20 protein-coding genes are annotated in these 22,670 nt (G+C 74.5%); 16 read left to right on the top strand and 4 right to left on the bottom strand.

Translation table 11 applies throughout. The features are described from left to right. Positions 1 to 44 precede the first annotated feature (44 nt). Positions 45 to 536 (bottom strand): Lrp/AsnC family transcriptional regulator, encoded by a 492-nt coding sequence (locus ACWCYY_RS13590; RefSeq protein WP_345287075.1) that lies wholly within the window; start codon positions 534 to 536, stop codon positions 45 to 47. A 109-nt stretch (positions 537 to 645) separates the two neighbouring features. Between ACWCYY_RS13590 and ACWCYY_RS13585 the strand changes: the two genes are divergently transcribed. Further along, positions 646 to 2,187 (top strand): PLP-dependent aminotransferase family protein, encoded by a 1,542-nt coding sequence (locus ACWCYY_RS13585; RefSeq protein WP_345287073.1) that lies wholly within the window; start codon positions 646 to 648, stop codon positions 2,185 to 2,187. A gap of 14 nt (positions 2,188 to 2,201) precedes the next feature. On the opposite strand, the gene ACWCYY_RS13580 is transcribed toward ACWCYY_RS13585, so the two are convergent. Together ACWCYY_RS13580 and ACWCYY_RS13575 are read right to left on the bottom strand one after the other, a co-directional pair. Then, a complete protein-coding gene (locus ACWCYY_RS13580) occupies positions 2,202 to 2,822 on the bottom strand; it encodes an isochorismatase family protein (RefSeq protein WP_449796114.1) in 621 nt (206 codons plus the stop codon). An 82-nt stretch (positions 2,823 to 2,904) separates the two neighbouring features. After that, on the bottom strand, positions 2,905 to 3,909 hold the full coding sequence (locus tag ACWCYY_RS13575) for a GlxA family transcriptional regulator (protein ID WP_345287069.1): 1,005 nt from the start codon (positions 3,907 to 3,909) through the stop codon (positions 2,905 to 2,907). 351 nt (positions 3,910 to 4,260) lie between these two features. Between ACWCYY_RS13575 and ACWCYY_RS13570 the strand changes: the two genes are divergently transcribed. Beyond that, positions 4,261 to 4,599, top strand: a complete 339-nt coding sequence (locus ACWCYY_RS13570) for an RNHCP domain-containing protein (RefSeq protein ID WP_345287269.1) — start codon at positions 4,261 to 4,263, stop codon at positions 4,597 to 4,599. Between the two features lie 13 nt (positions 4,600 to 4,612). Beyond that, positions 4,613 to 5,038, top strand: a complete 426-nt coding sequence (locus ACWCYY_RS13565; RefSeq protein ID WP_449796113.1) for an RNHCP domain-containing protein — start codon at positions 4,613 to 4,615, stop codon at positions 5,036 to 5,038. 234 nt (positions 5,039 to 5,272) lie between these two features. On the opposite strand, the gene ACWCYY_RS13560 is transcribed toward ACWCYY_RS13565, so the two are convergent. Next, positions 5,273 to 6,247 (bottom strand): helix-turn-helix transcriptional regulator, encoded by a 975-nt coding sequence (locus ACWCYY_RS13560; RefSeq protein ID WP_345287065.1) that lies wholly within the window; start codon positions 6,245 to 6,247, stop codon positions 5,273 to 5,275. Positions 6,248 to 6,648: 401 nt separating this feature from the next. Between ACWCYY_RS13560 and ACWCYY_RS13555 the strand changes: the two genes are divergently transcribed. From ACWCYY_RS13555 to ACWCYY_RS13495, 13 genes are all read left to right on the top strand, one after another. Next, the gene (locus ACWCYY_RS13555) at positions 6,649 to 6,837 is read left to right on the top strand and encodes a hypothetical protein (RefSeq protein ID WP_345287063.1); all 189 of its coding nucleotides are present in this window, start codon (positions 6,649 to 6,651) and stop codon (positions 6,835 to 6,837) included. A gap of 7 nt (positions 6,838 to 6,844) precedes the next feature. After that, positions 6,845 to 7,126, top strand: coding sequence for a hypothetical protein (locus tag ACWCYY_RS13550; protein ID WP_345287061.1), 282 nt, complete (start codon positions 6,845 to 6,847; stop codon positions 7,124 to 7,126). Positions 7,127 to 7,460: 334 nt separating this feature from the next. After that, on the top strand, positions 7,461 to 8,144 hold the full coding sequence (locus ACWCYY_RS13545; RefSeq protein WP_449796112.1) for a response regulator: 684 nt from the start codon (positions 7,461 to 7,463) through the stop codon (positions 8,142 to 8,144). After that, positions 8,137 to 9,027 (top strand): hypothetical protein, encoded by an 891-nt coding sequence (locus tag ACWCYY_RS13540; protein ID WP_449796111.1) that lies wholly within the window; start codon positions 8,137 to 8,139, stop codon positions 9,025 to 9,027. The genes ACWCYY_RS13545 and ACWCYY_RS13540 overlap by 8 nt, the downstream gene beginning before the upstream one ends. After that, positions 9,021 to 10,253: an MFS transporter gene (locus tag ACWCYY_RS13535; protein ID WP_345287055.1), complete on the top strand. Its 1,233-nt coding sequence runs from the start codon at positions 9,021 to 9,023 to the stop codon at positions 10,251 to 10,253. The genes ACWCYY_RS13540 and ACWCYY_RS13535 overlap by 7 nt, the downstream gene beginning before the upstream one ends. Before the next feature lie 37 nt (positions 10,254 to 10,290). After that, a complete protein-coding gene (locus ACWCYY_RS13530) occupies positions 10,291 to 12,945 on the top strand; it encodes a YCF48-related protein (protein WP_449796197.1) in 2,655 nt (884 codons plus the stop codon). After that, positions 12,945 to 13,568 (top strand): RraA family protein, encoded by a 624-nt coding sequence (locus ACWCYY_RS13525; RefSeq protein WP_345287050.1) that lies wholly within the window; start codon positions 12,945 to 12,947, stop codon positions 13,566 to 13,568. The genes ACWCYY_RS13530 and ACWCYY_RS13525 overlap by 1 nt, the downstream gene beginning before the upstream one ends. A 167-nt stretch (positions 13,569 to 13,735) precedes the next feature. Continuing rightward, entirely contained in the window at positions 13,736 to 15,322 is a 1,587-nt protein-coding gene (locus tag ACWCYY_RS13520) for an amino acid adenylation domain-containing protein (RefSeq protein ID WP_449796110.1), read from the top strand. 46 nt (positions 15,323 to 15,368) lie between these two features. Continuing rightward, complete coding sequence (locus ACWCYY_RS13515; protein WP_449796109.1) at positions 15,369 to 16,754, top strand: citrate/2-methylcitrate synthase; 1,386 nt, start codon at positions 15,369 to 15,371, stop codon at positions 16,752 to 16,754. Beyond that, positions 16,751 to 19,252 carry an aconitate hydratase AcnA gene (gene acnA / locus ACWCYY_RS13510; RefSeq protein WP_449796108.1) on the top strand — a complete coding sequence of 834 codons (2,502 nt, stop codon included), beginning with the start codon at positions 16,751 to 16,753 and terminating at the stop codon, positions 19,250 to 19,252. The genes ACWCYY_RS13515 and acnA overlap by 4 nt, the downstream gene beginning before the upstream one ends. Then, positions 19,249 to 20,628: a DUF6025 family protein gene (locus tag ACWCYY_RS13505; RefSeq protein ID WP_345287042.1), complete on the top strand. Its 1,380-nt coding sequence runs from the start codon at positions 19,249 to 19,251 to the stop codon at positions 20,626 to 20,628. Before acnA ends, ACWCYY_RS13505 begins: the two co-directional genes overlap by 4 nt. Continuing rightward, complete coding sequence (locus tag ACWCYY_RS13500) at positions 20,625 to 21,647, top strand: mandelate racemase/muconate lactonizing enzyme family protein (protein ID WP_449796107.1); 1,023 nt, start codon at positions 20,625 to 20,627, stop codon at positions 21,645 to 21,647. Before ACWCYY_RS13505 ends, ACWCYY_RS13500 begins: the two co-directional genes overlap by 4 nt. After that, positions 21,640 to 22,608: a D-2-hydroxyacid dehydrogenase family protein gene (locus tag ACWCYY_RS13495; protein WP_345287038.1), complete on the top strand. Its 969-nt coding sequence runs from the start codon at positions 21,640 to 21,642 to the stop codon at positions 22,606 to 22,608. The genes ACWCYY_RS13500 and ACWCYY_RS13495 overlap by 8 nt, the downstream gene beginning before the upstream one ends. The last annotated feature ends 62 nt before the right edge of the window (positions 22,609 to 22,670 follow it).

Here is a 22,670-nt window from a genome sequence, read left to right as displayed (position 1 = left end):
GCTCCGGGCCGGAGGGCCGACGGTCGGTCGGTCCTCCGGCGCGGTCAGCCCTCCGGGGTGAGGTAGTGGCGGCCCGGTATCTGTTCGAAGATCAGGTTGGTGCGGGTCTGGGCCACCGCGGGGTGGGTGGTGAGGTGGTCGACCACGAAGTCGCGCAGGCCCTCGGGGCCCGCGACGCCGACGTGGAGCAGGTAGTCGTCGGAGCCGGCCATGTGGAAGACGGCCAGCACGCCGGGGAGTTCGGGGGCGGTGGTGCGGAAGCTCTCGTTCTGCTCGCGGGTGTGCGCCCGTAGGCGGACGGAGATCATCGCCTGCAGCGGCAGGCCGATCGCGGCCGGGTCGACCTCGGTCCGGAACCCCTTGATGATGCCGCGCTCGCGGAGCGAGCGGACCCGGGCCAGGCAGGTCGAGGGGGCGATCCCGACGGCCTCGGCGAGGGCGTTGTTGGGGGTGCGGGCGTTCTCCACCAGGACCCGCAGGATCGCCTGGTCGAGCTCGTCCACGGGGCCCCGGGCGGGCTGACGATAATTCGGCACGCCCCCCAGGCTCCCGGCCCGGACGGTCGATCCGCAAGCTCCCACGGCCGGATTCCGAATATTGTTCGGATCGCTTTCGTTGGATCATCGGAAAACTCATCCTGGCTCCATGAGCAGCCCCGCCGTCACCCGGCACCCCTCGACCGGTCCCGACCCCGAGCCGGAGCTCCGCGACTTCGAGATCCCGGCCGCCGGGCTGCCCGACGCGGAGCGCCTGCGGGCGCTCGACGCGATGGACGACTACCTGACCCGCAAGCGGCAGCACCTGGTGGGCTACCAGGCGACGCAGTCGATGGCGGGCAGCGCGCTCGACCTGGCCCGGTTCATGCTGAGCAACATCAACAACCTCGGCGACCCGTTCCAGAGCGGCGGCTACAAGCCCAACACCAAGGTGGTCGAGCGCGCGGTGCTCGACTACTACGCCAAGCTCTGGCGCGCGGGCCGCCCGTACGACCGGGAGGACCCGGACTCGTACTGGGGCTACATGCTCTCGATGGGCTCCACCGAGGGGAACATGTACGCCCTGTGGAACGCCCGGGACTACCTCACCGTCCCCGGTACGCCGCAGCCCGTCGCGTTCTACTCCGAGGACACCCACTACTCCTTCGCCAAGGCCGTCCGGGTGCTCGGCGTCGCCACCTTCGCCGCCGTCGGTGCCGAGCTCTACCCGGACGAGTGCCCGCTCGGCGGCGCCTGGCCCGCCGAGGTGCCCTCGCTGGCCGGCCCCTCCGGCCACTCCTGGGACGGGCCCGGCGCGATGGACCCGCGGGCGCTCGCCGTGCTGGTCGAGTTCTTCGCCGCCAAGGGGCACCCGGTCTTCGTCAACTTCAACCTGGGCAGCACCTTCAAGGGCGCGCACGACGACGTCCGCGCCGCCGGTGAGCTCCTGCTGCCGGTGTTCGAGCGGCACGGCCTGATGGAGCGTCACCTGCCGGACGGCTCCGTCCGCCGGGGCTTCTGGATCCACGTGGACGGCGCGCTCGGCGGCGGGTACGCCCCCTTCCTGCGGATGGCGGCGGCCGACCCGGAGACGTACGGCTGGCGGCCCGAGCAGGACCTGCCGGAGTTCGACTTCGGGCTGCGGCTGCCCACCGCCGGCCACGGCGAGCTGGACTTCGTCTCCTCGATCGCGATGAGCGGCCACAAGTGGGCCGGGGTGCCGTGGCCCTGCGGGGTCTTCATGACCCGGACCAAGTACCAGCTGGAGCCGCCCACCCGGCCCGAGTACATCGGCGCGCCCGACTCCACCTTCGCCGGCTCGCGCAACGGCTTCTCCCCGCTGGTGCTCTGGGACCACCTCTCCCGGCACTCGCACCAGGACCAGGTGGACCGGATCCGGCGGTCCCAGGAGCTGGCGGGCTACCTGGAGGGCCGGCTCGGCGAGCTGGAGCGGGAGCTGGGCGCCGAGCTGTGGACGGCCCGCACGCCCGGCGCGGTGACGGTGCGGTTCCGCCGGCCCGGGCCGGAGGCGGTGGCCAAGTGGTCGCTCTCCTGCGAGAGCCTGCTCACCGCCCCCGGCGATCCGTCCTCCCGGCGGGACTACGTGCACGTCTTCCTGATGCCCTCGGTGGACCGGGCCAAGCTGGACGCCCTGCTGGCCGATCTGGCCGAGGACCCGGTCTACCGCGCGGCTGCCACGGCCGCACGGTAGACCGGCACGCCGCCTCAGGCGGGGAGCGCGTCGACGGTCGGGACCACGGTGCCGAACAGGTCGGTGACGGTCGTCAGGGCGGCGGTGTGCAGCACGGCGGCCGGGACCACCCGGCCGTCCGGGCCCGGCAGCGCCCGGGTCGCACTGGCCTCGGCGACCACGGTGGGGCGGTAGCCGAGGTTGAACGCGCCCTGGGCGGTGAAGCTGACGCACATGTGGGTCATGAACCCGGCCAGCACCAGGTCCCTGCCGTCCTCCGGGGCGACCCCGAGCCCGCGCAGCACCTGCTCCAGCCCGGTGCCGTGGAAGGCGTTCGGCACCTGCTTGACCACCACCGCCTCGCCCGCCACCGGGGCGAGCTCCGGGCTGATCGCGCCGATCTCGGCGCGGATGTCGTACGGGGTGCCCTCGCCGCCGTCGTTCACGACGTGGACCACGGGCGTGCCCAGCTCCCGGGCCCGGGCCAGCAGGCGGGCGCCGGCCGCGACGGCCTCCTCGGCGCCGTCGAGCGCCATCACGCCGGTGCGGTAGGTGTTCTGGTAGTCGATCAGGACCAGGACGGACTCGCTCAGGCGGGGCGGGGTGCTGTCCAGGCCGCTGACGTCGCGGAGGGTGGCGGAAGCGGTGGTGGTCATGGTTGATTCCTGACTTTCCGTGAGAAAAGGGGCATTCCGGGGACGCAGCTGTCCCGCTGCGTCGGTAGGTCGGTGAGTCGGTCTAGTCGGTGCGGAAGCGGCGGCGGTAGGCGGCCGGGGTGGTGGCCAGCTGGCGGCGGAACGCCCGGTGCAGGCTCTCGGCCGAACCGAAGCCGGCAGCCGAGGAGACCCGTTCCAGCGGTTCGTCGGTGCCCTCCAGCAGCCGGCGGGCGGCCTCCACCCGGGCGGCCTGCACGTAGTCGGCCGGGCTGGTGCCGGTCTGCTGCCGGAAGACCCGGGCGAAGTGACGCTCGCTCAGGCACATCCGTCCCGCCAGCGCGGCGGCGGACAGGTCCCCGTCCAGGTGGTCGGCGATCCACAGGCGCAGCTCGTCGATGTCCCGGCGGGCCGAGGCCGGCCGGGAGAGCGGCACCGAGAACTGGCTCTGGCCGCCCTGCCGCTTCAGGTACATCACCAGCTGCCGGGCCACCGCGAGCGCGACCTCCTCGCCCTGGTCCTCGGCCACCAGGGCCAGCGTGAGGTCCAGGCAGGCGCTGATCCCGGCGCCGGTCCAGATCCTCCCCCGGTCGGTCCGGACGAAGATCGGGTCCGGATCGACCGTCACCTCCGGGTGGTCGGCGGCCAGCTGGGCGGCGGTGGACCAGTGCGTGGTCGCCGTCAGCCCGTCCAGCAGCCCGGCCTCGGCCAGCACGTGCGCGCCGACGCAGACCGAGGCCACCCGTCCGGCCCGCGGCGCGGTCTCCCGCACCCAGGCCACCACCCGGGGATCGTTCAGCGCCACCGGCCCGTCGGCGGTCATCTCGACCGCCCCCGGCACCAGCAGCGTGTCCACCCGGCCCCCGACCTCGGCGAACGCCAGGTCGGTGGCCAGCCTCACCCCCGCGGAGGTCCGCACCTCGCCCGGCTCGGGCCCGGCCAGCTCGACCCGGTACCCGGCCCGCCCGGCGGTCTCCCGGTTCGCCAGCGCGAACACCTCGGCCGGGCCGGTCACGTCGAGCAGGTCGACGTCCGGGAAGACCGCGATGACGACGCGGTGCGGCGGCCGGGGAGCGTGCGGAGTGGACATGCCTCCATCCTGGGGCGGGCCGCCGATGGCGGCAATGACGATTCCCCGTCAGATCCGGACATCACGTCCGGGGTAAATCGGTGGCGACGCGGAGGCGGCGGTTGTTAGCGTGACCGCTCCGTCAGGGACGTCCAGTGGCCACGGTGGCCGGAAGGCAGGGAAGTGTATGACCCGGACCGCGCCGAGTGCGCCTCGCGGTAACGCGTAACTCCCGTTCTCCGTCGTCCTCCTGAAGGGCGGCGATCGCCGGACGGGGTTCCCCTGTCGAGGCCGCTCGGCCTGCTCTTGCTGTCAGTGAAGCCTTCTCAGCAAGGAGCACCCCGGGTGTCCAGCCACACCGTCTCCACCACCATGAAGACCGCCACCTTCGACTGCGCCTGGTGCGGTCTCACCGTCACCACCTTCGCGCCCGACGGCGCGCGGCGGAACCACTGCCCGTCCTGCCTGCAGTCCCGGCACGTCCTCGACCAGGTCGAGGGCGGCCCGAGCGAGTGCCACGGCCGGATGACGCCGATCGCCATCGCCGTCCTGCGGACCGGCGACTGGATGGTCGTCCACCGCTGCGTGCGCTGCGACGAGCTGACGTCCAATCCGGTCCGTCCGGACGACAACCAGCTGATCCTGATGCGGACGGCGGTCCGGCCGTTGGCCCAACCCCCGTTCCCGCTCGAAGCGTTCGGCGCGCTCTGAGGAGGGGACGGTCATGCCACGACGCAGCAACGCCGACCGCCGGCAGCAGCACCGCCCGCAGCGCCACAAGGACGTCCTGCACGGCCTCGGCAGCGGGCACCGGGCGCACGACTTCCGGTGCGTCTCCTGCCGCCTGGACGTCTCCCTGGACGCCCCCGGCACCGCCCACCGCAACCACTGCCCCAACTGCCTCGCCAGTCTCCACGTCGACCGCCGGATCCCCGGCGACCGCGCCTCGGACTGCCGGGGCCGGATGGAGCCCCTCGGCCTCTCCGTCCGCCCGGACGGGGAGTGGCTGATCATCCACCAGTGCCTCTCCTGCGGCGAGTTGAGCGCCAACCGGACGGCGGGCGACGACAACCCGCTGCCCCTGCTCCGCCTCGCCGTCCGCCCCCTGCGCGAGCAGGGGAGGACCGGCCTGGCACCGCTCGACCTCTGAACCGTCGCGAGGCCCGCACCGCCGCTGCGGCTGCGGTGCGGGCCTCTCCTCCCTCGGCGTCGGCCGACGAGTGGGCCGACGGCCGGTCACCGGGCGGTTCGTGGGCGCGCGGAGCGCCTTCGGCACGGTCGGACGCCGCAGATGAACTACGGCCTGCCGGAAGCGTACTGATGCCTGGTCAGGCTCGGTGAAGGTCCCGTCCCCCGGTGGTGCGGACCCCGCTGGCGGGCCGGTTCAGAGCCAGCCCTTCTGGCCGGCCTTGATGCCGGCCTCGAAGCGGCTGCTGGCGTTGAGGCGCTCCATGATCGAGGCCATGTGGCGGCGGACGGTGCGGACGGAGATGCCGAGGCGGGTGCCGGCGGCCTCGTCGGTCAGGCCGCCGCCGAGCAGGCGGAGCAGTTCGCGCTCGATGGTGGTCAGGCCGGTGGCCGGGTCCTGGGTGAGGGTGGCGCCGAGCGGGACGGCGGTGGACCAGGCCTGTTCGAAGAGGTCGACCAGGGCGGTGACGATGCCGGGCTCGGTGACGTGCAGGGCGCCGACCCGGCTGTCGGCCGGGTCGATCGGGACGATGGCCGCGGCCCGGTCGAAGATCACCAGACGGTGCGGGAGCACCGGGGCGGTCCTCACCTCGCTGCCCCGGCTGAGCAGCCAGTGCGCGTGCGCGGTGGTGTGCGGGTCGTTCCGGGTGGTGTCCTGGTAGAGCGTCCGCATGCTGACGCCGCGGGACAGCGGCTCGGTGTCGGCCACCCGGGCGGCGGCGAGGTCCTCGGGGCGGTGGCTGGCTCCGGGGTGGACGCCCAGGCACTCGAAGGTCATCCGGCGGGCGAGCAGCTCGATGCGGTGCTGGATGGCGTCCATGCCCCAGAGCCGCTCGCCCATGGCGGGCCGGGAGCCCGCGCGCTCGGCGACCATCTGGGTGAGGGCGGCCCGGGAGGCGGCGAGCTGGGCCTGACGGGCCGCCAGCTCGGCCTCCTGGCGGGCGAGCACGTCGGCCAGGCCGATCTCGGGGATGACCGCGCAGAGGGTGCCCGGCCGTTCGTTGGAGGCCCGGACCAGCATCAGGCCGGCCAGTTCGTCCAGGCAGTCGTGCACCTGGCCCGGGCTCAGCGAGCAGTCGGCGGCCAGTTCCTCGACCCCGTGGTCCGGCCGGTCGAGCATGGCTTGGTAGACGGCGACCGCGGTCGCGGTCAGGCCGAGCGCTTCGAGCATGGTTCCCCCGTACGTGGTGCGGCCCCCCGCAGCACCTGATCCGGCCACATCGTTACATCTCCTCGGCGCTGCCTCAAGGTCTGACGGGTGTGGCCTCCGCCGCAGGTGGGAGGCGGTGGGATCGGAATTGGTTCGTATGAAGTGCATTGCCACCGGGGTGAGTGTACGGGTGGGGGGGAATGGCCGAAGGTGTTTGATGTGAGCATGACTACATGGCAGCAAGTTGCGCGGCCGCTTCGTGCCGCCGAAAGCGGTTCCGGTGGCCGTGCTCCCCGGGTGAAGCTGAGGGCCTGCCGACCGGGGGACAGCCCGGGCGGCCCCGCCGGAAGGACCGTGACACCGGAGACCGCGAGGTCGAGGACCACGCGGTCGAGATCACAGGACCAGGAAGACACCGACCCATGAACCGCATCCGCCTCGCCCGTGCCGCCGCCGCCCTCGTCGCCGCCTCCGCCCTCGCGCTCTCCGTCGGCGTCGTGGGTGCCGAAGCGGCCGCCCCCGCGCCGACGGCCGCGTCGGCGCAGCTCGCCGCCGAGGCGTCCGCGCCGCAGACGGTCGTCCTGTCCCTCGACAACGCCCAGTGGGGCTAGGACCCGGGTGGACATCGTCTACGCCAGCCTGGTGCGCCAGGAGTCCGGGGAGCCGACCTCCGTCGGTGAGGCCTCGGAGCTCGTCGGGGCGCTCTGGGCCCATGCCCTCCCCGAGGACGGCATCGAGCACGCGAGCGTCCGCGTGCTGCTGGAACGGGTGGTCATCCTGTTCTTCCTGCGGCGGGCCGACCGGTTCGGCGGCAGCCCCGAGGGGCGGGTCGGCCGGCTGCTCCAGCGCTGCCACCGCGCCTCGCCGCTGATCCGCAGCCGCTACCTGCCGCCCGCCTAGCGCCGCGTGACGCCGCGTGGCGTCGCGTGACGCCGCGCCGTGCCTCGCCTCGCCTCGCCGGAGGCGCCGCGCCCTGCCTCGCCGGAGGCCTTCCCGCACCACCGGACCCGCCGCCGTGCTCCCGACCGGAGCCGCCGGGCCCTGAAGCACGCTCAGAAAGGTTGTTGCACGTGACCCGGCAACCGCTTTCGCCACGGACCTCGCCCCGCCCCTCGTCCCGTCGCCGCGCGACCGCCGCTCAGCCGCGCGTCCGTGACCACGGGCGGCGCGACGCGCGGGCCGGCCTGTCGGAGGGGACAGGCCGGCCCGGCAGCCGGTCCGAGGGGTGGGCGGCGTGATCGACGTACTCGTGGTGGACGACGACCCCTGCGCGGCGCGGATCAACGCCCGTCACGTGGCGCAGGTGCCGGGATTCCGGGTCGCGGCCGTCGCGCACAGCGCGGCGGGGGCGCTGGCCGCGGTGGAGCGCGGCGGGATCGACCTGGTCCTGCTGGACCAGCACCTGCCCGACGGGAGCGGCTGCGCGCTGACCCGGCGGCTGCGGGAGCAGGGGCGGGACCTGGACCTGATCGTGCTGTCGGCGGACCGGAGGCCGGCCTCGGTGCGGGAGGCGCTGCGGGCCGGGGTGCTGCACTACCTGCTGAAGCCGCTCGAACTGGCGGAGCTGGCAGAGAAGTTGGCGGCGTACGCCCGGCTGCGGCAGCTGCTGGCCGGTCCGCTGCTGGACCAGGCCGGGCTGGACCGCGCGCTCGGCGCGCTCCGTGCTCCGGCGGCGGCCGCGCCGTCCGCGCCGTCCGTGCTGCCCAAGGGCGTCACCGAGCGCACCGTCGAGCTGATCCGACGGATCGTCACCCAGACGGACCGGCCGGTCTCCGCCCAGGAGGTGTCGGAGCGGGCGGGGATCAGCCGGTCCACGGCGCAGCGGTACCTCAAGTTCCTGGAGCACACCCGCACGGTGAGCCTGACGCTGCGGTACGGCAGCAGCGGCCGCCCCGAGCACCTGTACTCCGGTGTCTGAGGCGGGCCGGGCGGCGCTGGCCGCGTTCGTGGCGGGGCTGTCCGTCGGGTTCGCCGGGATCCGGGTGAGTACCCGGCTGATCCGGGCCGGGGTGCGCTGGTGGCCGGGCAACGTCCGCCTCGGCGGGCTGCACGTGCACCACGTGGTGTTCGGCGTGGTGCTGATGGCGGCTGCCGGAGTCGCTGGCCTGGTCGTGCCGGACGGCGCCGGGCGGGTGGCCCTCGCGGCGGCGTTCGGGGCCGGCACCGGGCTGGTGCTGGACGAGTTCGCGCTCATCCTGCACCTGGAGGACGTGTACTGGACCGCGCGCGGGCGGGCCTCGCTGGACGCGGTCTGCGTGGCACTGGCGCTGGCCGCCCGGCCGCTGCTCGGGGCGGGCCTGGTGGGTGGTCAACTCCCTTACCTGCTCGGCTGGTTGCCGCTCGCCGTGGTCACCGTGCTCAAGGGCAAGTACTGGACCGGCCTGGCCGGCGTGTTCTGCCCGCCGCTGCTGCTCCTCGGGGCGGCCCGGCTGAGCCGGCCGGGCGCGCCCTGGGCCCGCCGGTGCTACCGGGCCCGGCCGGACAAGCGGATCCGGGCCGAGCGGCGCGAACGCACCCTGCGGGCCCCGGCGATGGCCGCCAAGGTCCGGGCCCAGGAGTGGCTGGCGGGGCGGCACGACCTGCCCGACCGGACCCCGGCGCCGGCGGCCGCCCCGGCCCACGCCCCGGCCCCGGCCCACGCCCCGGCCCCGGCCCACGCCCCGGCCCCGGCCCACACCCCGGCCCACGCCCGGGCCGCCGCCCACGTGACGACACCCCCCGCAGTACCCCGCCCCCGTGCCGCTGAGGTGCGCGGGCCCTGGCGGGGCGGCTTGACCCGACAGGAGACCTACCCGTGTTGACCCGAATCCTCCCGCCGGCCGGCCCCGCCCGGCTGCTCGCCTACGTCACCATGGTGATGAGCCTGGGACAGGGGCTGTGGATGGCGATCAGTGCCATCTACGCCGTGACCCAGGTGCACCTGACGCCCGCTCAGCTCGGCGTCAGCGTCGGGGCCTCGGCCGCCGTCGTGCTGCTGCTCAGCATCCCGCTGGGTGCGATGGCCGACCGGATCGGGCCGCGCACCGTGCAGCTCTGGTCCTTCCTGGCGCTGGCCCCGCTGACCGCCGCGCTGCTCCTGGTGGACGGCTTCTGGGCGTACCTGGCGGTCTCCGTGGTGCAGGCGATCGCCTACCGCTCGGGCAACAACGCCCGGAAGGCGATGATCGCGGCGGTGGTGCCGAAGGGCGAACGGGTCATGGTGATGGCCGCCATCCGGGCCGGGCTCAACGTCAGCATCTCGATCGGCGCCTGCCTCTCCGGCCTGGTGATCGCCTGGGGTTCCCCGACGGGCTACCACGCCGCCGTGCTGTTCACCGCGGTCTGCTTCCTGGCCACCGGTCTGCTCACCCTGCGGGAGGCGCCGGTGCCGCCGGTGCCCGCCTCGGCCGGCTCGGCCTTCGCGGTGCTGCGCGACGTCCCGTTCCTCGCCTTCACGGTGCTGGACGGACTGCTCACCATGCACACCCTGCTGCTCGAAGTAGTGCTCCCGCTCTGGGTGTTGAAGCACACCGGCGCGCCCGGCTGGATGAGCGCGGTGATCCTGCTGACCAACACCTGCTTCGTGGTGGCCTTCCAGACCAAGGTGGCCCGGGGCACCGACGACCTGCGCTCGGCGGCCCGGGCCAGCCGGCAGGGCGCCCTCTCGGTGGCGGCCGCCTGTGTGCTGTTCGCGCTGAGCGGCGGAAGCGGCTGGCCGCTCGCGGTGACGCTGCTGCTGGCCGGTGCGCTGCTGCACGCCTGGGGCGAGATCCGGCAGGCCGCGGGCAGTTGGACCATCGCCTTCGACCTCGCGCCCGACCACGCCCAGGGGCAGTACCAGGGCACCTACAAGATGGGCGCCGACATCGGCAAGACCTTCGCCCCGGCGGTGTTCGCCTGGCTGGTGCTGGAGCACGGCGCGGACGGGTGGCTCGTGCTGGGCGCCGCGTTCGCCGTGCTCGGGGCCGCCATGCCGCTGGTCGTCGCGGTCGGGGCCCGGCGTCGGCCCGCCGCCGAGCCGGCGTCCGAGCCGATTGCCGCCGGCTGACCGCCCTCCCCCACGATTCCCGTTCGACAAGGTGAAGATGATGATCTGCAACATCGCTCCGCGGAGCGTGAACCTCCAGGGCGTCTGCCGGGTGGACGACGCACACGCCTGGGCCGCCGGGGACGGCGGCATGATCCTGGCGACCGCCGACGGCGGCCGCAGCTGGCACGCCCAGGGGGAGACGGACAAGGACCTGCGGGCGGTCTGCTTCGCGGACACCCGGACCGGGTGGATCGCGGGGCGCGACGGCACCCTGCTGCACACCGTCGACGGCGGTGCGCACTGGGAGCGGCGGGAGACCGGCACCGACCGCAACCTCTACGGCGTCTCCTTCGCCCCCTCCGGCCGGGTCGGCTGGGCCGTCGGCGACAGCGGCGTCATCCTGGTCTCCGTCGACGGCGGCCGGACCTGGCGTCCGCAGTCCTTCGAGGAGACCCACTACACCCGGTGCTTCGCCCTGGACGAGCGGACCGCCTGGGTGATCGGCAAGCACGGCAGCATCCGCGCCACCACCGACGGCGGCGCCACCTGGGAGGCCCGGCCGAGCACCACCACGGTCGACCTGCGCGGCATCCACGCCGTCCCCGGCGGGGCGGTCTGGGCGGCGGGGCGGGGCGGCACCGTGCTGCGCTCCACCGACGGTGGAGCGAGCTGGGCCGCGGCCGAGACCGGGACCCACCTCGACCTGTACGGCCTGTGGGCCGCCCCGGACGGCCGCCGGGTCTACACCTCGGGCGACGACGGCGTCCTGCTGGCCTCCGAGGACGGCGGGCTGAGCTGGGCGGTGCTGCCGACCGGCACGGCCAAGGACCTCGTCGCGCTGGCCTTCGCCCCCGAGGGCGACCGGGGCTGGGCCGTCGGCGACAGCGGCACGATCCTCAACACCCGTGACTCCGGCACCGGTTGGACCCCGCAGCTGAGCGGCATCCACAAGGACCTGGTCGGCGTGCACGGCACCGGTACCTCCGCCTGGGCGGTGGGGCAGGACGGTCTGCTCGCCGTCACCGCCGACGGCGGCGCCACCTGGCAGGCCCCGGCCACCGGGACGGACGAACTGCTGTGGGGCGCACACGTCCTGACGGACCGGCGGCACGGCTGGGTGGTCGGTGCGGCCGGGACGGTGCTGGCCACCGAGGACGGCGGCGCGAGCTGGCGGCGCCAGGACTCCGGCACCGACCGGACGCTGTACGCGGTGCACTTCACCGACCGGGAGCGGGGCCGGGCCGTCGGTGCGGCCGGGACGGTGCTGGCCACCGAGGACGGCGGCGCGAGCTGGCAGCACCGGCAGGTGCCGGGGGACGAGTCGCTGTACGCGGTGGACTTCGCGGACGAGAAGCGCGGCTGGGTGGTCGGTGCGGCCGGGACGGTGCTGGTCACCGAGGACGGCGGCGCCAGCTGGCGGCGCCAGAGCACCCCGGTGACGGGCAGTCTGACGGACCTTCACGTCCTGGGCGGCGACACGGTGTGGGCGGTCGGCCGCGACGGGGCCCTGCTGCGCACCGTCGACGGCGGCGCGCACTGGGAGCGGCGCGAGAGCGGTACCGGACTCGCCCTGTGGGGCGTCTCGTTCACCGCCTCCGGCGAGCACGGCTGGGCGGTCGGCGACGGCGGCACCGTGCTGGCCACGGCGGACGGCGGTGCCACCTGGGCCCGGCAGGAGAGCGGGGTGGCCGGCAACCTCAAGGCCGTCCGGGCCGCGCCCGACGGCTCGTGGGTCCACGTGGTGGGTGACGGCTCGTCCGTGCTCACCAGCGAGGACCTGGGCGCCGGTTGGCGCAGCGGCGTCGCCTCCACCGGCCGCAACCTCTACGGCCTGCACGTCTTCGCCGAGGGCGGCCGGGGCACCGGCGGCTGGGTGGCCGGGGACGGCGGCACCCTGCTCGGCTCGCGCGGCGGCGACCGGTGGGCGCCCCGGCCGAGCGGCACCCCCGCCAACCTGTACTCCGTCTCGCCCGCCGGCCGGGACGCCGCCTGGGCGGTGGGCCGGGCCGGCACCGTCCTGGTCACCCGGGACGGCGGTGCGAGCTGGCAGCGGCAGCCCAGCGGCAGCCTCAAGGACCTGCTGGAGGTGCACGTGCGCCCGGACGGCCGCACCGGCTGGGCGGTCGGCGACGGCCCCACCGTGCTCGCCACCACCGACGGCGGTGCCACCTGGGCCCACCAGACCCTCCCCGAGCCCGACGGCGCCCTGTGGGCGGTCGACTTCGCCGACGACCGGACCGGCTGGGCCGTGGGCACCGGTGGAAAGGTCTTCGGCACCCGGGACGGCGGCGCGAGCTGGGAGCTCCAGCCCGGTGGCGTCGAGGACGACCTGATCGACGTGCACGCCGTCGACCCGCTGACCTGCTGGGCGGTGGGCCACCGCGGCACCGTGCTGCACACCCGGGACGGCGGCCGCAGCTGGCAGCGCCGGGACGCGGGCACCCGGCAGAACTTCACCGCCGTGCACTTCTCGCCCGACGGCAGGACCGGCCGCGCCGTCGGCCGCAGCGACACCGTCGCGACCACGCTCGACGGCGGCGCCAGCTGGCAGGCCGGCACCACCGGTTCGGGCGTGTCGCTCTGGAACGTCCGCGTGGTCTCCGCGCGGGAGTCGTGGATCGTCGGCGACGAGGGCACCGTCCTGTCGACCGCCGACGGTGGCACCACCTGGGACCAACACCTCTACAGCCCGGAAAAGGATGCAATCTGATGGTTCAGCACAATGAATTCCAGGACATTCCGACGACCACGCTGGCCGATGTCCTCGGCCGCGCCCAGGTCATGGACATCGGCGTCCGCCCGCTCTGGTCCGGAATGGAGCGGACGGCCGGTCCGGCATTCACCGTGAAGTGCCCGCCCGGCGACAACCTGATGCTGCACGCCGCCATTTACCGGGCCGAGCCCGGCGCGGTGATCGTGGCAGAGTCCGGCGATCTGGACTACGCGCTGGCCGGGGGCAACGTCTGCGCCGTCGCGCAGCGCCGGGGCGTGGCCGGCTTCGTCCTGGACGGGCTGATCCGCGACGTGGCCGAGGCGCGCGAGGCGGGCTTCCCGGTGTACGCCCGGGGCGTCATCCCGATCCCCGGGACCAAGGAGGGACTGGGCGAGCACGGCACCGAGGTGCGCTGCGGCGGCGTCCTGGTCGGCCCCGGGGACATCGTGGTGGCCGACGAGGAGGGTGTCGTCGTGGTGCCCGCCGCCCGCCGTGAGGAGGTGCTGGCCGCAGCCCTGGCCAAGCTCGCGAAGGAGGCCGCCGAGACCCTGGACGACTGGGAGGCGGCGCACCGCGCGAAGATCGAGAAGGCCCTGAAGGACACAGGATTCGAGGGCTGACGGATGTTTTTCCGGACACCCCGGGGAGATTTTCTCCCCGGGGTGTCCGGTGTTTTCCGGGGCGCCGTGAATTGTTGTGGGATAAATGGGCGCAACCGTGCCCGGGGGCTTTGGCGCGACTAATGTCGTACCCGTCCAGTTGCCGATGTTCGGACGTTCGGATCGAGATGACCACTGCACTGAAAGCACCTCTGGGCGCAGGCCTGCTTGAGCACGCGCGCATCCGCCCCGACCACGTCGCCCTGACCGTCGGGCGCCGGGACCACACGTACCGGGAGGCGGCCGAGACCGCCCGCCGCTGGGCCGCGCTGCTGGTCGAGACGGCCGGTGGCCGTCCGGGCCGGGTCGGGGTGTTCGCCCACCGCAGCGAGGCCTCCTACCTGGGGGTGGCCGCCGCCCTGTGCGCCGGGGCCGCCTTCGTGCCGCTGAACCGGCGGTTCCCGCTGGAGCGCACCCGCGCCATGCTGGAGCGCGCCCGGGTGGACGCGCTGATCGTGGACGCCGGTTCGCTGCCGATGCTCGGCGAGCTGCTGCGCGGCCTGCCGTACCGGCCGGTCGTGCTGCTGCCCGACGTGCTGCGCGGCGCCGCCGGCGACCTGGGCGGCGCCCGGGTGCTCGACGCGGCGGACCTCGCGGCGGCCGCGCCGCTGGAGGACCTGCCGGAGGTCGGCCCGGAGGACGTCGCCTACCTGCTCTTCACCTCGGGCAGCACCGGCACCCCCAAGGGCGTGCCGGTCACCCACGGGAACGTACGGGCCTTCCTCGACGCCAACCAGGCCCGCTACCGCCTCACCCCCGCGGACCGGCTGACCCAGACCTTCGACCAGACCTTCGACCTCTCGGTCTTCGACCTGTTCATGGCCTGGGAGCACGGCGCCCGGCTCTGCGGGATGGACCCGATCGAGCTGCTGGCCCCGTACAAGTACCTGGAGCGCAACGAGATCTCGGTCTGGTTCTCGGTGCCCTCGGTGGGGGCGATGCTGCGCAAGCGCGGCTCGCTCAGGCCGGGCTCCATGCCGACGCTGCGCTGGAGCCTGTTCTGCGGCGAGGCGCTGCCGCGCGCGACGGCCGAGGCCTGGCAGGCCGCCGCTCCGCACTCGGTGGTGGAGAACCTCTACGGCCCGACCGAGCTCACCATCGCCTGCACCGCCTACCGCTGGGACCCGGAGCGCAGCCCGGCCGAGTGCGTGCACGAGAACGTGCCGATCGGCCGCCCGTACCCCGGCCTGCACGCGCTGGTGGTGGACGAGGTGCTGGCCCCGGTGCCCGAGGGCGAGGCCGGCGAGCTGTGCGTGGCGGGCCCGCAGACCACGCCGGGCTACTGGCAGGCTCCGGACCTGACCGCCGAGCGCTGGTTCGAGCGGGCGGGGCGGCGCTACTACCGCACCGGTGACCTGGTCCGGCTCCAGGGCGAGGACTACGTCTGCCTGGGACGCAACGACCAGCAGGTCAAGGTCGGCGGCTACCGGATCGAGCTCGGCGAGATCGAGGCCGTGCTGCGCCGGGCGGGCGCCGTCGAGGCGGTGGCCCTGCTCTGGCCGGACGAGGAGACCATCACCGCCGTCGTCTCCGGCGCCGGGGACACCGACGCGCTGGCCGCGGAGTGCGCGGACCGGCTGCCCGGGTACATGGTGCCGCGCTCGGTGCGGGCCATCGAGCAGATGCCGGTGAACGGCAACGGCAAGGTCGACCGGGCGGCGCTGCGCCACTGGCTCGACGAGCGGCAGGACGCCGTCGGCCGGGCCCGGGTCTGACCCCGGCCGCGACGGGCCACAACGAGCACATCCAGGAGGGGAATTCATGAGCAGCGTCGAGCACTTCGTCGCGCGCACCCTCGGCATCGCCGAGGAGCTCGTCACCGACGAGCTGGAGTACCAGTCGATCCGGGAGTGGGACTCCCTGGGCCACGTCACGCTGATGGTGGCGCTGGAGCAGGAGTACGGCGTCACGGTGGACGACGACTGGACGCTGGCCCTGCGCAGCGTCGGCTCGATCCGCGCCTTCGTGGCCGGCGGCGAGCCGGAGCCGGCTGCCGAGGACGCCGCGACGGAAGAGCGGCACACCGTGCACCGCGGCCTGGAGGGCGTGAGCTTCGACCGGACCGCCGTCACCCGCATCGACGGCGCGGCCGGGGTGCTCGAGTACCGCGGCTACGGCATCCACGACCTGGCCGAGCGCGCCTCGTACGAGGAGGTGGCCTACCTGCTGGTGCACGGCGAGCTGCCCGAGGCCGTCGAACTGGAGCTGTTCGCCAAGGAGTTGGCGGCCGCCCGGCAGCTGCCCGGGCCGGTGCTGGAGCTGGCCCGCACGCTGGCCCACGCGCACCCGATGGAGGCGCTGCGGACCTGCGTCTCGGCGCTCGGCGCCTTCGGCCCGCGGCGGCCGGCCGGCACGGACGAGAGCCTGGCGGAGGCCCGCGCGGCCGGGATCGAGCTGATCGCCCGCATCCCGATGATCGTCGCGGCCCACCACGCCTACCGCTCGGGCCGCGAACCCCTGCTGCCGGACGGGGAGTTGTCGTACCCGGAGGCCTTCCTGACCGCGCTGCTCGGCGAGCGGCCGAGCCCGGCCGCCGTCCGCTTCGTCAACAAGGGCTTCATCGTCCACGCCGACCACAGCTCCAACGCCTCGGCGTTCACCGCCCGGGTCGCGATCGGCAGCCGCTCCGGCATGACGGCCGCGCTCACCGCCGCCGTCGCGGTCTTCGCGGGCTCGGTGCACGGCGGCGCGGCCGAGCGGGTGGTCGGCCTGATCGACCGGGTCGGCAGCCCGGAGAACGCCGAGGCGTACGTGGCCGACCTGCACGACCGGGGCGAGCCGGTGATGGGCTTCGGCCACCGGGTGTACCGCACCGAGGACCCGAGGGTGCGTCATCTGCGCTCCACCGTGGTCGAGTTGAGCGAGGAGCGCGGCGACAGCCGGGGTCTGGAGATCCTGGACGCGGTGGCCGCCGCGATGGGCCCGCGCGGCCGCCACGGCGTGGCCGCCAACGTCGACCTGTACGCCGGGCTCGCCTACCGCCTGATGGGCCTGCCGGACGACCTGGCCGTGCCGCTCTTCGTGGTCGGCCGCACCGCCGGCTGGGTGGCCCAGGCGCTGGAGCAGCAGGCCAACAACGTGCTGATCCGCCCGCTGCTCGACTACGTCGGCCCGCAGGGCCGGGCGTATCCGGGGGCGGCCCGATGACCGTCGACCTTCCGGACTTCGCGCGGCGTGCCGGGTTCGAGCTCGGCGCCGTGCCCTACACCGGCCGGGTGCTGCTCGAACAGCTGCTCAGGGCAGGGGAGTCGGAGCGGGCCGCGCTGCTCGGCGAGCGGCTCGCCCGGGGCGAGGAGCCCGGCCTGGAGCTGCCCTTCCGACCGGCCCGGATCCTGGTGCAGGACTACACCGGCATCCCGCTGCTCACCGACCTGGCCGCGCTGCGCAGCCGGGTCGACCGGCCCGGCCGGGTCAATCCCGCGCTGCCGGTCGACGTGGTGGTGGACCACTCGGTGCAGGCCGACCGGGCGGGCGGCCCGGACGCGCTGGCCCGCAACGAGGCGCTGGAACTGAGCCGCAATCAGGAGCGGTTCGCCTTCCTCAAGTGGGCCGAGCAGGCCTTCGACGGGCTCCGGGTGACCGAGCCCGGCCGGGGCATCGTGCACCAGGTCAACCTGGAGCGGCTGGCCACCGTGGTCGCCGAGGGCCCGGACGGGCAGCTGTACCCCGACACCGTGATCGGCACCGACAGCCACACCACCATGGTGAACGGCCTCGGGGTGCTCGGCTGGGGCGTCGGCGGCCTGGAGGCCGAGGCGCTGATGCTGGGCCTGGCCCAGCCGATCCGGATCCCCGCCGTGGTCGGCGTACGGCTCACCGGGCAGGTGCGGCCGGGGACTTCGGCCACCGACGTGGTGCTGGCGCTGACCGAGCGGCTGCGCCGCGAGGGCGTGACCGGCCTGATGCTGGAGTTCACCGGCCCGTCGGTGGCCGCGCTGAGCGCCCCCGACCGCTGCACCATCGCCAACATGGCGCCCGAGTACGGCGCGATGACCGCGTACTTCCCGGTCGACCGGGAGACGCTGGACTACCTGCGGCGCACCGGCCGCGGCGCGGAGCACGTCGAGCGGGTGGAGCGGTACTGCCGCGCACAGCGGCTGTTCCGCGAGGAGGCCGAGCCGCGGTTCGGCCGGGTGGTCGAGTTCGACCTCGGCGAGGTCGGTCCCGCGCTGGCCGGGCCGAGCCGCCCGGACCAGCGGATCTCGCTGGGCGGTCTGCCCGGTTCGTTCGCGGCCCTGCACCAGGGGCCGTACCGGACCTCGGGCGAGGTCACCGACGGGGACGTGGTGATCGCCGCGATCACCTCCTGCACCTCGACCTCCAACCCGCGGGCGATGCTGGCCGCCGGGCTGCTGGCCCGCCGCGCCGTGGAGCGCGGCCTGACCGTGCCCGGGCACGTCAAGACCAGCCTCTCGCCCGGCTCCCGGGCCGTCACCCGCTACCTGCGCGCCAGCGGCCTGCTGGCCGATCTGGAGCGCCTGGGCTTCCACGTCGCCGGCTACGGCTGCATGACCTGCAACGGCGGCAGCGGCCCGCTCAACGAGGGCGTGGGCACGGCGGTCGACGAGGCGGCCCTGACCGTGGCCGCCGTGCTGAGCGGCAACCGCAACTTCGAGGGCCGGGTGCACGGGCAGGTGCGCGCGGGCTACCTGGCCTCCCCGGCCCTGGTGGTCGCGCTGGCCCTGGCCGGGAGCGTACGGGTGGACCTGGAGTCCGAGCCGCTGGGCACCGACCGCGAGGGCGCCCCGGTGCACCTGCGGGACCTCTGGCCCGATGACGAGGAACTGCGTTCCCTGGAGGAGGAGTTCGCCACCGTCGAGGTGTTCACCGAGCCGGAGCCGGCCGGTGCCGCCTGGCAGGCGATCGCCGCCCCGGAGGGCGAGGTCTTCGCCTGGGACGAGCGCTCCGGCTACCTGCGGCTGCCCGCCTACGTCGACCCGGCGGCCCCGCTCGGAACGCTGCGCGGCGCCCGCGCGCTGCTGGCGCTCGGCGACGACGTCTCGACCGACCACATCTCGCCGGTCGGCGCCATCGCGCCCGACTCCCCGGCCGGCCGCTACCTGAGCGGCCTGGGCGAGCGGGAGTTCAACTCCTTCGGCGCGCGGCGCGGCAACCACGAGGTGATGGCCCGGGGCGCGTTCGGCAACCCCAGGCTGCGCAACCACCTGGTCGGCGAGGGCGACAGCGGCGGCACCACGCTGCACCTGCCCGGCGGCGAGCGGCTGCCGGTCTACGAGGCGGCCGAGCGCTACCGGGCCGAGGGCACCCCGCTGATCGTGCTCGCCGGGCGCAACTACGGCATGGGCTCCTCCCGCGACTGGGCGGCCAAGGGCCCCTGGATGCTGGGCGTGCGGGCCGTGCTGGCCGAGGGCTTCGAGCGGATCCACCGCGCCAACCTGTGCGCGATGGGCATCCTGCCGCTGCTGCTGCCCGAGGGCTGGGCCGCACTCGGCCTGACCGGACGGGAGGAGTACGAGCTGGAGCTGGACGGGGTGCGGGAGAGCGGCGAGGCGCGGCTGACCGCCGCCGGACGGAGCGTCACCCTGCGGGCCGACGTGCGTTCGGCCGGGGAGTGGGAGGTGCTGCTCGCGGGCGGCACCCTGCCCCACCTGCTGGAGCGGCTGCGGGCGGAGGAGGCCCGGTGAACGCGCACGTGCTCGACCGGCTCGGCCTGCGGGCGGCGGCTGCCGCCGACGCGCTCGCGGCCGGGGCCAAGACCTTCCAGCCGGTGCACGTCGGCACCCACGACGTGCCGATCGGCACCGTGCTGGCCGCCCTGCGGGAGGATCCGTCCCTGCTGCCTCCGCGCACCGGCCACCTGGGCAACTGGGCCGACATCGCGGCCGGCCGCTCCGGCCCGATGGACTTCAACACCGCGATCTGCGGCGCCGGTTACGGCTATCCGCTGATCTACGGCTTCACCCGCACCGAGGCCGAGACCGAGGGCGGCGACGAGGCCTACCAGCCCGGCTCGGTGATCGAGCGGGGCGAGCGGGAGACCCTCGCCCTGTACACCTGGGACGGCACCGGCTTCGCCCGGCGCGACCGCTCCCGCCCGCTGTTCTGCCCGCTGGTGCAGGCCGAGGTGGACGGTGAGCTGGTGCCGCTGGTCGAGGTGCACTGGCGGCGGATGCTGGAACTGCCCGGCTACCGCTTCAAGCAGTGGGCCGCCGCCCTGGTGGAGAACGCGCCGCTGGTGGTCGACATGCTCACCCTGCTCCTGGAGCAGGCGGCGGCCCAGGGCCGGAACCAGGCCTTCGCCGAGCTGATCAGCCAGGCCGTCCGGCTGGACGGCGAGGTGGCCCGCTGCGACCTGGTCCCCGACGGCACCGGCTACCTGCTCGACGGCCACCGCTTCCCCTCCGCCCGTGCGCTGGCCGAGGCGGTGCTGCTGACCGTCCGCGCGCTGGTCGAGCCGCGGGAGTTCTTCGCGCGGATCGGCGAACTGCCGCCGGTCCTCCCGGTGATGTCGCTCCAACTGACCAACGTGCTGTTCGGGATGCTGGACATGCACCACCCGGACGCACCGGCCGGAGCGCCGGAGCGCCCGTTCATCACCCACCTGCACTGGGGGGCCCGGGCGATGGCCGGCTGCCCGCCGCGCCGCGGCGGCTACTTCTCGCGCCGCTCCACCGTGCGCTCGCTGCGGGCCATCACCGACCCGCTGGTGCGCCACTTCGAGCAGGCCTCCCCGCTGGCCTTCGTCCTGCTGCCCGCCCAGGCGTTCATGCTCTGCCCGCCCAGCACCTCGCCGGGCGACGCCGAGCTGCTGGCCGGCCTGTTCCACCGGGTGCGGGCGGCCGGACCGGACGACGCGTACGGGACGACGCTGGGCTGGCTGGACGGGCACGGCGAGCGGCTGTCGGACTACCTGCGCGGCCGCTTCCGCGGCGGCAGCGGGGTGCCGGCCGACGGCGCGCACCGCGAGCCGGCCGTACCGGTCGAGCCGGAGGGCTTCCACGAGCTGACGTTCCGCCAGGCCTGCGGCGCCGTCGCCGCGTTCGAGGAGGTGTGGGGGTGAGGTTCCGTCAGTACGGGATCGTCGTCCCGCTCAAGGAGGCCTTCGCCAGCAACACCGGTGTCATCACCGAGGTCCGCCAGAGCGTGGTCGAGCTGAGCTGGCAGGGGCTGACCGGGTACGGCACCGCGCGCGGGGCGGACCCGGACGAACTGGCGGCCTGCGCGCCGCTGCTCGAGGACGCCTCGCCGTACGGACTGCGGCAGCTGCTCGGGCGGCTCGCCTCGGCGGGCATCGGCCCGGCGGCGGCCTCCGCCGTCGACCTGGCCCTGCACGACCTGCTCGGCAAGGCCTGCGGCCAGCCGCTGCACCGGATCCTCGGGCTGGACGGGCTGCCCGTGCCGCCCACCGCGCTCTCCATCGGGGCCTGCCCGGACGAGGAACTGATCGCCAAGGGAAGGGAGTTGGCCGACTGGCCGGTCCTCAAGCTGAAGTTCACCCCGGAGGACGACGGCAGCCGGGCCGGGCTGCTGCGATCGGTCTACGCCGGGCGCATCCGGGTGGACGGCAACGGCTCCTGGGAGCCCGACCAGGCCCTGCGGGTCGCCCGCGAGCTGCACCGGCACGGCGTCGAGCTGCTCGAACAGCCGGTCGCACCCGGCCGGTTGGACGATCTGGGGTGGGTGCACGAGCGCTCGCCGGTGCCGGTCTTCGCCGACGAGGACTGCACCGGGCCCGAGTCCGTGCCGGCGCTGCGCGGCCGGGTGCGCGGGGTCAACCTCAAGCTGGTCAAGTGCGGCGGTCTGGAGCGCGCCCGCGAGGCGATCGTCCTGGCCCGGGCCTGCGGTCTCCAGGTGATGCTCGGCTGCAAGGTCGAGAGCAGCCTCGGTGTCACCGCGATGGCCCAGCTGGCACCGCTGGCCGACCACCTCGACCTCGACGGACCGGTCGGCCTGGCGGCCGACCCGTTCGACGGCCTCGGCATCGACCGCGGCACGCTCACCATTCCCGGGGCGCCCGGCCTCGGCGTCGCCCCCGACCCGATGTTCCACCGAGAAGACGGAGAAGACCGACATGGCTGACACCACGCTGCGCTGCGCCGTACTGGACGACTTCCAGGCGGTCGCCACCACCGTCGCCGACTGGAGCCCGCTGGCCGGGCGGGTGGAGGTCACCAGCTTCACCGAGCACTTCGGCAGTGAGGACGAACTCGCCGACGCGCTGGCCGACTTCGACATCGTCGTGACCCTGCGCGAGCGGGTTCCGTTCCCCGCCCCGCTGCTCGACCGGCTGCCGCGGCTGCGGCTGCTGATCGCCTCCGGGATGCGCAACTCGGTGATCGACTACGCCGCGGCCGAGCGCAACGGCGTCACGGTCTGCGGCACGGCCAGCTCCTCGACCCCGCCGGTCGAGCTGACCTGGGCGCTGCTGCTCGGCCTGGCCCGGGGCATCGTGACCGAGGCGACCGGGCTGCGCGAGGGCGGGCCCTGGCAGCGGACCGTCGGGGCCGACCTGCACGGCAAGCGCCTCGGGCTGCTGGGCCTCGGCAAGATCGGCTCCAAGGTCGCGCAGGTGGCACTGGCCTTCGGCATGGAGGTGGTCGCCTGGAGCCAGAACCTGACGGCCGAGCGGGCCGCCGAGGTCGGCGTCCAGCTGGCCTCCTCCAAGGAGGAGCTGCTGGCCACCAGCGACTTCGTCTCGCTCCACCTGGTGCTCGGCGAGCGCACCCGCGGCCTGCTCGGCGCCGCCGAGCTGGCCCTGCTCAAGCCGACCGCGTACCTGGTGAACACCTCGCGCGCCGGTCTGATCGACCAGGACGCGCTGCTCGCCGCCCTGCACGCGGGCGGCATCGCGGGCGCGGGCGTGGACGTGTACGACGTCGAGCCGCTGCCGGCCGGCCACCCGCTGCGCACCGCGCCGCGCCTGCTGGCCACCCCGCACCTCGGCTACGTCTCCGAGCTCAACTACCGCACCTACTACGGCGAGGCCGTCGCGGACATCGAGGCCTGGCTGGACGGTGCCCCCGTCCGCCTCCTCGGCTGAACCACCCCCGCCGAACCACCTGCGCCGTCCCGCTCGGCGCCACCCTCCCAGACTTCCGCATT

The sequence above is a fragment of the Kitasatospora sp. NPDC001664 genome (assembly GCF_053596675.1).
The sequence above is the reverse complement of the archived record's forward strand: the minus strand, read 5'-3'. Positions and strand labels throughout refer to the sequence as shown.